Source organism: Streptomyces sp. NBC_00377, from assembly GCF_036075115.1.
Classification (GTDB): Bacteria; Actinomycetota; Actinomycetes; order Streptomycetales; family Streptomycetaceae; genus Streptomyces.
In genome coordinates, this window is the sequence record NZ_CP107958.1 from 2415718 (window position 1) to 2429210 (window position 13493).

The 13493-nt window shown below is 69.1% G+C and carries 8 protein-coding genes; 5 read left to right on the forward strand and 3 right to left on the reverse strand.

Annotated elements, in window-relative coordinates; all coding sequences use genetic code 11:
- Nucleotides 1–196 precede the first annotated feature (196 nt).
- Together OHS71_RS10880 and OHS71_RS10885 are read left to right on the forward strand one after the other, a co-directional pair.
- Nucleotides 197–4021: a GH92 family glycosyl hydrolase gene (locus OHS71_RS10880; protein WP_328479191.1), complete on the forward strand. Its 3825-nt coding sequence runs from the start codon at nt 197–199 to the stop codon at nt 4019–4021.
- 110 nt (nt 4022–4131) lie between these two features.
- A complete protein-coding gene (locus OHS71_RS10885; RefSeq protein ID WP_328479192.1) occupies nt 4132–4656 on the forward strand; it encodes a hypothetical protein in 525 nt (174 codons plus the stop codon).
- 178 nt (nt 4657–4834) lie between these two features.
- Here OHS71_RS10885 and OHS71_RS10890 read toward each other — a convergent pair whose 3' ends face one another.
- The 3 genes from OHS71_RS10890 to OHS71_RS10900 all read right to left on the reverse strand — a co-directional run bounded on the left by OHS71_RS10890 (nt 4835) and on the right by OHS71_RS10900 (nt 10388).
- A complete protein-coding gene (locus OHS71_RS10890) occupies nt 4835–5899 on the reverse strand; it encodes a lytic polysaccharide monooxygenase auxiliary activity family 9 protein (protein WP_328479193.1) in 1065 nt (354 codons plus the stop codon).
- Nucleotides 5900–6271: 372 nt separating this feature from the next.
- Nucleotides 6272–8989, reverse strand: a complete 2718-nt coding sequence (acnA, locus tag OHS71_RS10895) for an aconitate hydratase AcnA (protein ID WP_328479194.1) — start codon at nt 8987–8989, stop codon at nt 6272–6274.
- Nucleotides 8990–9497: 508 nt separating this feature from the next.
- Nucleotides 9498–10388: an aminoglycoside phosphotransferase family protein gene (locus OHS71_RS10900; protein WP_328484470.1), complete on the reverse strand. Its 891-nt coding sequence runs from the start codon at nt 10386–10388 to the stop codon at nt 9498–9500.
- A gap of 653 nt (nt 10389–11041) precedes the next feature.
- On the opposite strand from OHS71_RS10900, the gene OHS71_RS10905 reads away from it, so the two are divergent.
- The 3 genes from OHS71_RS10905 to OHS71_RS10915 all read left to right on the forward strand — a co-directional run bounded on the left by OHS71_RS10905 (nt 11042) and on the right by OHS71_RS10915 (nt 13429).
- On the forward strand, nt 11042–11242 hold the full coding sequence (locus OHS71_RS10905) for a DUF4236 domain-containing protein (protein WP_328479195.1): 201 nt from the start codon (nt 11042–11044) through the stop codon (nt 11240–11242).
- A 64-nt stretch (nt 11243–11306) separates the two neighbouring features.
- Nucleotides 11307–12836, forward strand: a complete 1530-nt coding sequence (locus tag OHS71_RS10910; RefSeq protein WP_328479196.1) for a helix-turn-helix domain-containing protein — start codon at nt 11307–11309, stop codon at nt 12834–12836.
- 197 nt (nt 12837–13033) lie between these two features.
- Nucleotides 13034–13429, forward strand: coding sequence for a TOBE domain-containing protein (locus OHS71_RS10915; protein WP_328479197.1), 396 nt, complete (start codon nt 13034–13036; stop codon nt 13427–13429).
- Nucleotides 13430–13493: the final 64 nt, after the last annotated feature.

Below are 13493 nucleotides of genomic sequence, written 5' to 3' on the forward strand. Positions count from 1 at the left end.
TCTTTTCCGAGTTGAGACCTCCCGGAAATATGACCGGCCGGTGGGCGCCTTGCTGGAAAATTGCACGACATGAGCCCCCGTCTGGCGCAATCAACATCCTTGACATCACTGTCCACTTGGCCACCTACTGATTCCTGCGCAACCAGGAGGACAACGTTGTCCGGGGCGTTGTCCGGCGCGGGGAGGGTGCTCACGCATGCAACGGTTGGGACGGTTGCGGGCGGTCGTGATCACGGCTGCTCTGGTCATGACGGTCGGTGCACAGGGGACGGCGGTCGCACTGCCGTCGCCCGTTCCGCTCCCGGACCGGGAGTTCGCCTCGTCCTTCGAGGCGGGTGAACACGCCCCCGACTGGCAGAGCACCGTCGACACCGGCCCCGGCGGGGCCAAGCGGGCCTCGGGGGTGGACGGCGGCTACGGCGGCGGCCTCCCCGGCGATGTGTCCGACCGGGTCACCGCTCTGCGGGCGAGCGCGGAGAACACGGCCGGCGGCGAGGTGAAGGAGAACCTCGTCGACGGCGAGGCGGGCACCAAGTGGCTGACGTTCGCGACCACCGGGTGGGTCGAGTTCGACCTCGACGAACCCGCGCGGGTGAGCGCCTACGCACTGACCTCGGCCAACGACTTCGCCGAGCGGGACCCCGCCGACTGGACCCTGTCGGGCTCGGCGGACGGAACCGCCTGGACGCCTCTCGACAGCCGCTCCGGGGAGACCTTCGCCGAGCGGTTCCAGACCCGCGCCTTCACCCTCGCGACCGCCGTCGTGGCCGAGTACCGGCACTTCCGGCTGGAGGTCACCCGCAATCACGGCGCCGGGATCCTCCAGCTCGCCGACGTACGGTTCGGCACGGGCGGCGGCGACGGACCCGTCCCGCCGGACATGCTCACCGTCGCCGACCGGGGGCCCAGCGGGTCGCCGACCGCGAAGGCGGGCGCCGGGTTCAGTGGGAAACGGGCGCTGCGGTACGCGGGCCGGCACAGCGCTTCCGGACGGGCGTACTCGTACAACAAGGTCTTCGACGTGAACGTGCGGGTCGGCTCGCGCACGCAGCTGGCGTACCGGATCTTCCCCGGCATGGCGGACGGCGACCGCGACTACGCCGCGACGAACGTCGCCGTGGACCTCGCCTTCACGGACGGAACGTATCTCAGCGGACTCGGGGCTACGGACCGGTACGGCTTCCCCCTGACACCCCGCGGGCAGGGCGCCTCGAAGGTGCTGTACGTCAACCAGTGGAACGACGTGGTCTCGGGGATCGGAGCGGTGGCGGCCGGGAAGACCGTCGACCGGATCCTCCTCGCCTACGACTCCCCCGGCGGACCGGCCAGGTTCAGGGGCTGGGTGGACGACATCGCGCTGCGCACCGCCGCCCCCGAGGTACCGAAGGCGCATCTGTCGGACTACGCGCTGACCACACGCGGCACCCAGTCCAGCGGGAGCTTCTCGCGCGGGAACACGTTCCCCGCCACCGCCGTGCCGCACGGCTTCAACTTCTGGACGCCGGTGACCAACGCGTCCACGCTCGGCTGGCTGTACGACTACGCGCGCGCCAACAACGCGGACAACCTGCCCACGATCCAGGCGTTCAGCGCCAGTCACGAGCCGAGTCCGTGGATGGGCGACCGGCAGACCTTCCAGGTGATGCCGTCCGCCGCGTCCGGCGTCCCGGACACCGGTCGCACGGCACGTGCCCTGGCGTTCCGGCACGTCGACGAGACCGCCCGCCCCTACTACTACGGGGTCCGTTTCCAGAACGGTCTCACCGCGGAGATGGCACCGACCGACCACGCGGCCGCCCTGCGCTTCACCTACCCGGGCTCGGACGCGAGCGTCGTCTTCGACAACGTCACCGATCAGGCGGGCCTGACCCTCGACAAGGAGACCGGGACCGTCACCGGCTACTCGGACGTGAAGTCGGGCCTGTCGACGGGAGCGACCCGCCTCTTCGTCTACGGCGAGTTCGACGCGCCGGTCACCGACGGTGCGTCGGGCGGGGTCAAGGGCTACCTGCGGTTCGACGCGGGCGCCGACCGCACGGTCACCCTGCGCCTCGCGACCTCACTCATCAGCGTCGACCAGGCCCGCGACAACCTCCGCCAGGAGATCCCGCGGGAGACCGGCTTCGACACGGTCAAGCAGCGGGCCCAGCGGCAGTGGGACAGGCTGCTCGGCAGGGTGGAGGTCGAGGGCGCGAGCCAGGACCAGCTCACCACCCTGTACTCCAGCCTGTACCGGCTGTACCTGTACCCCAACTCCGGTTTCGAGAAGGTCGGTTCGACGTACCGGTACGCGTCGCCCTTCTCGCCGATGCCGGGCCCCGACACCCCGACGCACACCGGCGCGAAGATCGTGGACGGCAAGGTCTACGTCAACAACGGCTTCTGGGACACCTACCGGACGACCTGGCCGGCGTACGCCCTGCTCACGCCCACCCAGGCCGGGGTGCTGACGGACGGGTTCGTCCAGCAGTACAAGGACGGCGGCTGGACCTCGCGCTGGTCCTCACCCGGGTACGCGGACCTGATGACCGGCACCTCGTCCGACGTCGCCTTCGCGGACGCGTTCGTCAAGGGCGTCGGGTTCGATGCCGAGGCCGCGTACGAGGCGGCCCTGAAGAACGCCACGGTCGTGCCCCCGACGTCGGGGGTGGGCCGCAAGGGCATGTCCACCTCCCCCTTCCTCGGCTACACCAGCACCGCCACGCACGAGGGCCTGTCATGGGCGCTGGAGGGCTACCTCAACGACTACGGCATCGCCCGCATGGGCCAGGGCCTGTACCGCAGGACCGGCGAGAAACGCTACCGGGACGAGGCCGAGTACTTCCTCAACCGCGCCCAGGGCTATGTGCACCTCTTCGACTCCAAGGCCGGTTTCTTCCAGGGCAAGGACGAGAAGGGCGACTGGCGGGTGGCGTCGGAGAGCTACGACCCCCGGGTGTGGGGCTACGACTACACCGAGACCAACGGCTGGGGCTACGCCTTCACCGCCCCGCAGGACAGCCGCGGCCTCGCCAACCTGTACGGCGGACGCGACGGACTGGCGAAGAAGCTGGACGCCTACTTCGCGACCCCGGAGACCGCCTCCCCGGAGTTCGCGGGTTCGTACGGCGGGGTCATCCACGAGATGACCGAGGCGCGGGACGTGCGGATGGGCATGTACGGGCACTCCAACCAGGTCGCCCACCACTCGATCTACATGTACGACGCGGCGGGGCAGCCCTGGAAGGCCCAGGCGAAGGCGCGCGAGGTGCTCTCCCGGCTCTACACCGGCAGTTCGATCGGACAGGGGTACCACGGGGACGAGGACAACGGGGAGCAGTCGGCCTGGTACCTGTTCTCCGCGCTCGGCTTCTATCCGCTGGTCATGGGCAGCGGCGAATACGCCGTCGGCTCCCCGCTGTTCACCAAGGCCACCGTGCACCTGGAGAACGGCAGGGACCTGGTCGTCAGGGCGCCGAGGAACAGCGCCAGGAACGTGTACGTCCAGGGTCTGAGGGTCAACGGCCGCGCCTGGACGTCGACTTCGCTGCCCCACACGCTCCTGGCCAAGGGCGGGGTCCTGGAGTTCGACATGGGGCCCCGGCCCTCGGCGTGGGGATCCGGGAAGAACGCGGGTCCGGTCTCGATCACCCGGGACGACAGGGCGCCGGCGCCCCGCACCGACGTACTGCGGGGCCCGGGCGGGCTGTACGACGACACCTCGGCGACGGGGGAGACGGTCTCGGGTGCACTCGCCCTGCCGGTCACGGCCGCGACGAAGGCGGCGCAGTACACGCTGACGTCGGCCGACCGCGCCCAGGCGCCTGCGGGATGGACACTCCAGGGGTCCGCCGACGGCCTGACGTGGACCGACCTGGACCGCCGTGCCGGCCAGACCTTCCCGTGGGACCGGCAGACACGTGCCTTCACGGTCACCCGGCCGGGGACCTACGCCCACTACCGGCTGGTGTTCGACGCCGGCGCGGGAGGGACGGGCACGGGCGGCCGAGTCAGCCTCGCGGAGGTCGAGTTGTTGTCATGATCCGGTAACCAACAGCGATGGTCCGCTGTACCGGGCGTCACCCGTGTTCCAGAATCATCCTGCCGCCGGGTGTACAGCGGGCGGTCCGTCATGGAGGGGGAAAGCGGTACATGAGCATCATCGGACGGTTCACGGGGTTCCTCGCGGGTGCGGCACTGGGAGCGGGGGCCCTGTTCGCCACGGCGGCTCCGGCGCAGGCGTACAGTCCCAACCCGACGTTCCACGCCTATTACTACGACACCGACAACTGCCCGTGCAGCGGTGGCAACCTCACCGACCCGTTCGACAACACGTACTTCGCGAAGGACGCCGGCGGCTACGCCGTGAAGATGGAGCTGGTCGACTCCGGCGCCTTCGTCGGCAAGGTGGAGTTCCACCCCAACGACGAGAAGCTGTGGGTGTACGACACGGCGAACGACGGTGACACGTACTACGTCAAGGTCAGCTACTCGTCCGGTGGCGTGACCCACAACCTCGGCACCTTCAGCCCGCCCGGGACCACGGCGGTGCTGGACTACGAGGTCGAGGACTTCGACCTGCCTGAGGGTGCCTTCGTGGACATCTCCGTCTACGACGACGCGGCGCTCACCGACCTGATCGGCGCGGCGCGCGGCACGGGGTCGGCCGTCGCCTAGACCGGTGATCTCGGCGACGCCGGGGCTTGGGGAGCCCCGGCGACGCCGATGGCGCGGCCGGGCCTCGGGGAGGGGTCGGCTACGCCCTCTCCGGTGCCGGTCCGGCCGGCGGACCCGGTGGCGCGGTTCACCGCCCACCGGGTCCGCTCCGCACGACTCGCTCGACCGACCGAGTTGCTCAACCGACCCGGCAGGGCAGCCCGGTGGCGCTGTCACCGCCCGAGCCGGAGACGACGTATCCGAACGTCGTACTGCTGCCCGGATTCAACGAGCCGTTCCAGTCGGCGTTGTGGACCATCACCGCCTGCCCGTTGTAGGTCGCGTTGCCGCTCCACAGGCTGGCGACGGACTGGCCGCCGGGCAGCGTCCAGTCGACCATCCAGCCGAGCATCGGGACATTGCCGGTGTTGGTGACGGTCACCTCGGACTGGTACCCACCGGTCCAGCTGTTGGTGGTCCGGCGTGTGGCGGTGCAGGCGCCGGGGACGGGTTCGGTGGGGTTGCCCGGCTCGTGGATACCGGTCACCTCGCCGTTGCCGCCGTCGAAGACGACGTCCGAGCAGGAGTAGAAGGTCTCGGCGCTGTCCGAGCGCTGCCAGACCATGTAGATGATGTGCCGCCCGGACTTGTTCGCCGGAAGCCGGCCGGTCCAGGAGTAGTTGGCCTCGACCGTGCCCGGGCTGCCGTTGAGCGGCGGGTGGTCGACGGAGAGGAAGGGCTGGGCCTCCATGGCGTCCCAGGTGAGGGTCCGGGTCGGGTCGAAGCCGTCCTTGGTGACGTAGACGTAGAACCAACCCGGGTGTGCCGCCCAGGCGTTGTAGGAGAAGTCGACGCTCGCGCCCGAGGTGAGATGGGTGAGCGGCCAGTCGCTGCGGGGCGCGTCGAAGCCGGTGAAGTTGGTGTTGCCGCCGCTGCACAGCTGGCCGTCCGGCACGAAGCCCCGGGTACGGCCGGCGCCGTCGGAGCGCAGCACCGAGAACCAGTTGTAGAACGGCGTGGTGCCGCTCACCTGCTGCGCGTTTCGGCAGGCGGGGTTGACCGGCTTGATCTCACCGGTGTCGGTCAGTCCGTCCTGCCAGCACAGGAAGGTGCGGCTGGCGGGCTTCATGGGCGTGCCGTGCGCCTCGGCCGGGCCGCCGGCCGAGACGATCAGCCCCAGGGCGGGGACGGTGGCCAGCAGGGCGAGGACGACGAGCAGGACGGCTCGGGTGCGTAACCGCGAGGTCGAACATGACGTGATCATGTCAGGTTGCATGGCGAAGGAGTCCGCCTTCCGTGTGTACGGACCGTGCGTGCAGGGAGTGCACTGCGGATGCGGGTGTGGGGGCGTGAGGCGGGAGCCTCCCGGACCCGCGCCCGGCAGGTTCCGGTCCACCGGGCGCCGCGGATATGGGAGCGCTCCCACCTCACCTGTGCCGGAAGGTACCGCCGTACGGGCCACTTGTAAACGGCTGCGTACGGCGACCCCGCGAATCGGGGCTCCCGGAGCAGCCGTGACCGTCGACGATGCCGGACCGCGCGAACCGGCCCCCCACCGTGCCCCGGCACGGCAGAGGGCCGCACCCCCGGCGTCGGGAATGCGGCCCTCTGCGACCGAACGGGGTCGCCCGAGCGGTTACTTGCGGATCAGGCTGCGCAGCACGTACTGCATGATGCCGCCGTTGCGGTAGTAGTCGGCCTCACCGGGGGTGTCGATGCGGACGACCGCGTCGAACTCGACGCCCGTGTCGGTGGTGACCTTGACCGTGCGCGGCGTGGTGCCGTTGTTGAGCTCCTCGACGCCGGTGAAGGAGAAGGTCTCCTCGCCGGTCAGACCGAAGGACTCGGCGTTGGTGCCCTCCGGGAACTGCAACGGGAGGACGCCCATGCCGATGAGGTTGGAGCGGTGGATGCGCTCGTACGACTCGGCGATGACGGCCTTGACGCCGAGCAGGGCGGTGCCCTTGGCGGCCCAGTCGCGCGACGAACCCGAGCCGTACTCCTTGCCGGCCAGGATGGCCAGCGGGGTGCCCTGCTCGATGTAGTTGCGGGAGGCGTCGTAGATGAACGACACCGGGGCGTCCGCCTGGGTGAAGTCGCGGGTGTAGCCGCCCTCCGTGCCCGGCGCGATCTGGTTGCGCAGGCGGATGTTGGCGAACGTGCCGCGGATCATGACCTCGTGGTTGCCTCGGCGCGAGCCGTAGGAGTTGAAGTCACGACGCTCCACACCGTGCTCGGTGAGGTACTTGCCGGCCGGGGTGTCGGCCTTGATGGCGCCGGCCGGGGAGATGTGGTCGGTGGTGACCGAGTCGCCCAGCTTGGCGAGGACCCGCGCGCCCGTGATGTCGGAGACCGGGGTGGTCTCCATCGTCATGCCCTCGAAGTACGGGGGCTTGCGGACGTAGGTCGACTCGGTGTCCCACTCGAAGGTGTTGCCGGTCGGGATCGGCAGCGCCTGCCACTGGGCGTCGCCCGCGAAGACGTCCTGGTAGGACTTGTTGAACATGTCCTCGCCGATGGCGTTCGCCACGACGTCGTTGACCTCGGCCTCGGAGGGCCAGATGTCCTTGAGGAAGACCGGGTTGCCGTCCTGGTCGGCGCCCAGGGCGTCCTTGGTGATGTCCACCTTCATGGAACCCGCGAGGGCGTACGCGACGACCAGCGGCGGGGAGGCCAGGTAGTTCATCTTGACGTCGGGGTTGATCCGGCCCTCGAAGTTCCGGTTGCCGGAGAGGACCGAGGTGACCGCGAGGTCGTGGTCGTTGACGGCCTTGGAGACCTCCTCCGGCAGCGGGCCGGAGTTGCCGATGCAGGTGGTGCAGCCGTAGCCGACGAGGTTGAAGCCGACCTTGTCGAGGTACGGGGTGAGACCCGCCTTGTCGAAGTAGTCGGTGACGACCTTCGAACCCGGGGCGAGGGTGGTCTTGACCCACGGCTTGCGGGTCAGGCCCTTCTCCACGGCCTTCTTCGCGACGAGCGCGGCGGCGACCATGACGTACGGGTTGGAGGTGTTGGTGCAGGAGGTGATGGCCGCGACCGTCACCGCGCCGTGGTCGATCTCGTACGTCGAGCCGTCGGGGGCGGTCACGGTGACCGGGTTGGACGGGGCGCCGTTGGGGTGGATGGCCGGGGCGTCGGAGGCCGGGAAGGACTCCTTGCCCGCCTCGTCGACCTCGTCGACGTAGTTGCGCACGTCCGTCTTGAACTGCTCGGCGGCGTTCGCGAGGACGATGCGGTCCTGCGGGCGCTTCGGGCCGGCGATCGACGGGACGACGGTCGACAGGTCCAGCTCGAGCTTCTCGGAGAAGTCCGGCTCGGCCTTCGGGTCCAGCCAGAGGCCCTGCTCCTTGGCGTACGCCTCGACGAGCGCGACCTGCTGCTCGGAGCGGCCGGTGAGCTTGAGGTACTTCAGGGTCTCGTCGTCGATCGGGAAGATCGCGGCGGTGGAGCCGAACTCCGGCGACATGTTGCCGATGGTGGCGCGGTTGGCGAGGGAGGTGGCGGCGACGCCCTCACCGTAGAACTCGACGAACTTGCCGACGACACCGTGCTTGCGCAGCATCTCGGTGATGGTGAGCACGAGGTCCGTGGCGGTGGTGCCGGTGGGCAGCTCTCCGGTGAGCTTGAAGCCGACGACGCGCGGGATGAGCATCGAGACCGGCTGGCCGAGCATCGCGGCCTCGGCCTCGATGCCGCCGACGCCCCAGCCGAGGACGCCGAGGCCGTTGACCATGGTGGTGTGCGAGTCGGTGCCGACCAGGGTGTCGGGGTAGGCCTGGCCGTTACGGATCATGACCGTGCGGGCGAGGTGCTCGATGTTCACCTGGTGGACGATGCCGGTGCCCGGCGGGACGACCTTGAAGTCGTCGAACGCGGTCTGGCCCCAGCGCAGGAACTGGTAGCGCTCCTTGTTGCGGCCGTACTCCAGCTCGACGTTCTGGGCGAACGCGTCGTTGGTGCCGAACTTGTCGGCGATGACGGAGTGGTCGATGACCAGCTCGGCCGGGGAGAGCGGGTTGACCTTCGCCGGGTCGCCGCCGAGCTCCTTGACGGCCTCACGCATGGTGGCGAGGTCGACGACACAGGGCACGCCGGTGAAGTCCTGCATGATCACGCGGGCCGGCGTGAACTGGATCTCCTGGCTGGGCTGGGCCTGCGAGTCCCAGCCGCCAAGGGCACGGATGTGGTCGGCGGTGATGTTCGCGCCGTCCTCGGTACGGAGCAGGTTCTCCAGCAGCACCTTCAGGCTGTACGGAAGGCGAGCCGAGCCTTCCACCTTGTCCAGCCGGAAGATCTCGTACGACTCGTCGCCCACCTGCAGCGTGCTGCGGGCGTCGAAGCTGTTCGCCGACACGACAGTCTCCTTCATTGATGTGCGCTTACCACCGCATCCTGCCGCCAGGCGGGCTTGGCCGATCCGCTAAGGTCAGGCTAAGTTAGGTAACCCTTACTAGAGGGCGGCGGCTGCGGGGCGCCTCGGCAGATATCTCGATGTCGAGATAACTCTAGTACATGGGGGCTGAATGGTCATGCCCGGGCACCCTGCTGACCGCTGTCATCCAATCGAGGCGTTTGACAGCGAACCCAGTCCTTCCGGCCTCCTTGCCGGCGAACCTGGTCGCACGAGGGGACGTACTGGGGGTGCCGGGTGGCCGTACCGGTCGGGGCGGATCTTCCGGAGTCGTACGTCGAGCTGTCGTACGTGGATGCTGTACGCACGTGTCGGCGGCGTCCACTGCTGGACTGCGCGACGGCGCGGTCGGTTCGAGGATGGTCTGGCCGGCGACGCAGATCCTGGCCACCCGTGAGGACGCGGAGGACATCGAGGATCATCTCTGCCGTGGCCTACGACCGGGGCGACATCACTTCGTCGACTCCAGAATGCGGTCGAGTGTCCGGCGCCCCATTCTGCTCATCGTCGGATTGCTCTCGACGTAGTACCAGACGAGCCCCATCGCCTGTTCGAAGGCCCATGCCTTGCCGCGCTCCCACTCCAGATCGTCGCAGGCCAGTGTCCACCGGAGCACTTCCCGTGGGCCCGGCTGCAACAGGTGCCAGGCGCTGACCAGATCCAGCGCGGGGTCGGCCGGGCCGAATCCGCCGGTGTCGAGGACGCCGCCGAGCCGGTCTCCCGCGACGAGTACATTGCCGGGAATCAGGTCGCCGTGGCTCATCACGTCGGCACTCGTGCGCGGCAACTCCCGGTAGTGGCACCACAGTCGGCGCAGCCGGGGCACGTCGAGCAGCCCCTGGCTCGCCTCGAAACATTTCTCCATCCAGACGTCGTGGTGAGCGAGAACGCCGCCGCGATTGTCGCCGCTGAAAAGCCGACCCCGCGTCTCGGCTTCCCGCAGAGCCGCGATGAAGGCCGCGAGGTCCTCGGCGAAAGCGTCCGACCCACTCGGGTCAGTATCGAAGGCGACCGTTCCCGGCAGCCACGTCTGGACCGACCACGGCATGGGATAACCCGCTCCAGGCTTTCCCAGGGCGACGGGTTCCGGAACGGGAAACCGAGACACCTGTGCCAGCTCCGCGCTCGCCTGGGCTTCCCGTTCCAGAACCGCCAGCGCCTCCGCGGCATCGGTCAGACGCAGCGGGAAACGCGCGGAGAGGTCGTCCCCGATGCGGAAGATGGCGTGGACCGTCCCGGTCGACGCCAGGAGTCGGATCGCCTTGCCGCTCCACTGAGGGAACTGTTCTTGGATCAAGGTCGCCACGATGTCGGTGGTCACGTCCACTTGGTCATCGTGCATGGTCAATCTCGCAGGCCCTTCCACTGGTCCAGTTCAAAACGACGGAAGCAGTCCAGATCAACTGAGACGACAGCCAGTATTCAGGCGCCAGGTCGCAGATCAACTGAGATTTTTTCGGCCACCCAGGTGTCTCGACCGTTCTGGTCACCCCAGGTCACGGCCGCGGCTTCGGACCAGATCCCCTGAGCCGGAACACGAGAGACACCCGCCGAGAGCGATCGTTTGCCATCGAACCCAGTCGCTCAAGGTCAGGGCATCGCAGCCGACTGACTTCGCCGTCAAAGGACCTCCCTGCCTCCTCCGGGGGAATGTCGGATTCCGGTTCCCGTCGGCCATGTCGACCGCGCGAGGGGAAGAACGGGGCCGAGGCACGGAGGCCCGGCGCGGAGAAACGTCCCGCCCGATCGGCGCGCGCCCGTCCGCCCCCTCGCACTCCCGGCCTTCCGTTACGCCCCGCCCCTCGCGCTCCCGGTTTCCCGGTACGCCCCCCGAGGTCCTCCCCCGGTTCCGTCGGGCTCGCGCCGACGGCCAAGCGGGGCATCTCCGGTACTGGGCCGGTCGGTTGGGCCGTGCGCTGTGCGAGCGGCCGGTCATGGGGCCGCCCAGTCGGGGTAGACGTCGCCCGACGGACACTTCGCGACGAAGGAGACCCGATGCCCCTCACCTTCCGCAAGAGCTTCCGCATCCTCCCCGGGGTGCGGCTCAACATCAACCGGCACTCCTGGTCGATCACGACCGGCGGCGGTCGGCACGGGCCGCGCCAGACGCACAGCAGCACCGGTCGTACCACGACATCAGTGGATTTGCCGGGACCTTTCGGGTGGCGCCGCACGCGTAAGGCCAGGCACCATTGACGGGACGTCACCCGAACGGACCCCCCAAGAGGCGCCATCTCATATCTGAGATAACCTCAACCCCATGGCAGACGACTACCTCGTACGCATCGGCAAGCTCATCCGTGACGCCCGGCAGCATCGAGGCTGGACACAGGCGCAGCTGGCCGAGGCGCTCGGAACCAGCCAGAGTGCCGTCAACCGGATCGAGCGAGGCAACCAGAACATCAGCCTTGAGATGATCGCTCGAATCGGTGAAGCCCTGGACAGTGAAATCGTCTCTCTGGGCTACGCGGGACCGATGCACCTGCGGGTCGTGGGCGGACGTCGGCTGTCCGGTGCGATCGACGTGAAGACCAGCAAGAACGCGTGCGTGGCACTGCTGTGCGCCTCGCTCCTCAACCAGGGGCGCACAGTGCTGCGCCGGGTCGCCCGGATCGAGGAGGTCTACCGCCTGCTCGAGGTCCTGAACTCCATCGGCGTACGGACGCGTTGGATCAACGGTGGCGTCGACCTGGAGATCGTCCCGCCGGCCCGGCTGGACATGGCGTCGATCGACGCCGAGGCCGCCGTGCGCACCCGTTCCATCATCATGTTCCTCGGCCCGCTGCTGCACCGCATGAACCACTTCAAGCTGCCGTACGCCGGCGGCTGCGACCTCGGGACCCGGACCATCGAGCCGCACATGATCGCGCTGCGCCGCTTCGGGCTGGAGGTCGCGGCGACGGAGGGGCAGTACCACGCCGTCGTCGACCGGGCCATCCGCCCCGACCGGCCGATCGTGCTGACGGAACGCGGGGACACGGTCACGGAGAACGCCCTGCTGGCGGCCGCCCGGTACGAGGGCGTGACCGTCATCCGCAACGCCTCCTCCAACTACATGGTCCAGGACCTGTGCTTCTTCCTGGAGGCGCTCGGGGTGCGGGTCGAGGGCATCGGCACCACCACGCTGACCGTGCACGGCGTGCCCGAGATCGACGTCGACGTGGACTACTCCCCCTCCGAGGACCCGGTCGAGGCGATGAGCCTGCTGGCCGCGGCCGTCGTCACGGAATCGGAGCTGACGGTGCGCCGGGTGCCCATCGAGTTCCTGGAGATCGAACTGGCGGTCCTGGAGGAGATGGGCCTCGACCACGACCGGACACCGGAGTACCCGGCCGACAACGGCCGCACCCGGCTGGTGGACCTCACGGTCCGGCCCTCCAAGCTGGAGGCCCCGATCGACAAGATCCACCCCATGCCGTTCCCCGGCCTGAACATCGACAACGTCCCCTTCTTCGCGGCCATCGCAGCCGTGGCGCAGGGCAAGACCCTCATCCACGACTGGGTCTACGACAACCGCGCGATCTACCTGACGGACCTGAACCGGCTCGGCGGCCGGCTCCAACTCCTCGACCCGCACCGGGTGCTGGTCGAGGGCCCGACCCGCTGGCGGGCCGCCGAGATGATGTGCCCGCCGGCCCTGCGTCCCGCGGTGGTCGTCCTGCTGGCGATGATGGCGGCGGAGGGCACCTCGGTGCTGCGCAACGTCTACGTCATCAACCGCGGCTACGAGGACCTGGCCGAGCGGCTGAACTCCGTCGGAGCGCAGATCGACATCTTCCGGGACATCTGAGGGCTCCGAGGAAGATCACCCTCGACACTCCTCCTGACGGGCGTCGATGCCGGGCGAGAGGGGGTGTGGCGGCCTCTCCGGGAAGTGTCCCCCGCTCAGGGCTGAGCAGACTGCGGCAACAGGCTCAGCCCGAGGGTCCGCAGGGTGCGCGCCGCCGCACGCGGACGGGCCGGCGGGGATCGCCTATCTTGGCGCGTATGCAGTCCTACACGATCGGCCAGGCAGCACGTCTGCTCGGGGTGAGCCCGGACACCGCGCGCCGGTGGGCGGACGCCGGCCGGATGGCCACGCACCGGGACGAGGGCGGGCGACGCCTCATCGACGGCAGGGATCTGGCCGCCTTCTCGGTGGAGCTGGCCAAGAGCGGTGGCGCCGAGGAGGGCGCCTCGTACACCTCGGTCCGCAACGCCTTCCCCGGCATCGTCACGGCCGTGAAACTCGGTGACGTCGCCGCCCAGGTGGAGATCCAGGCCGGGCCGCACCGGCTGGTGTCGTTGCTGACGCGGGAGGCCGTGGAGGAACTGGGGCTCGAGGTCGGGGTCGAGGCCACCGCCCGGGTGAAGTCGACGAACGTGCACATCGACCGGGCCTGACGGCGCGACGGCGTTCGCCGCCACCGGTACGGCCGCCGTCGGGGCCACGGCCACCCCGCCCTCT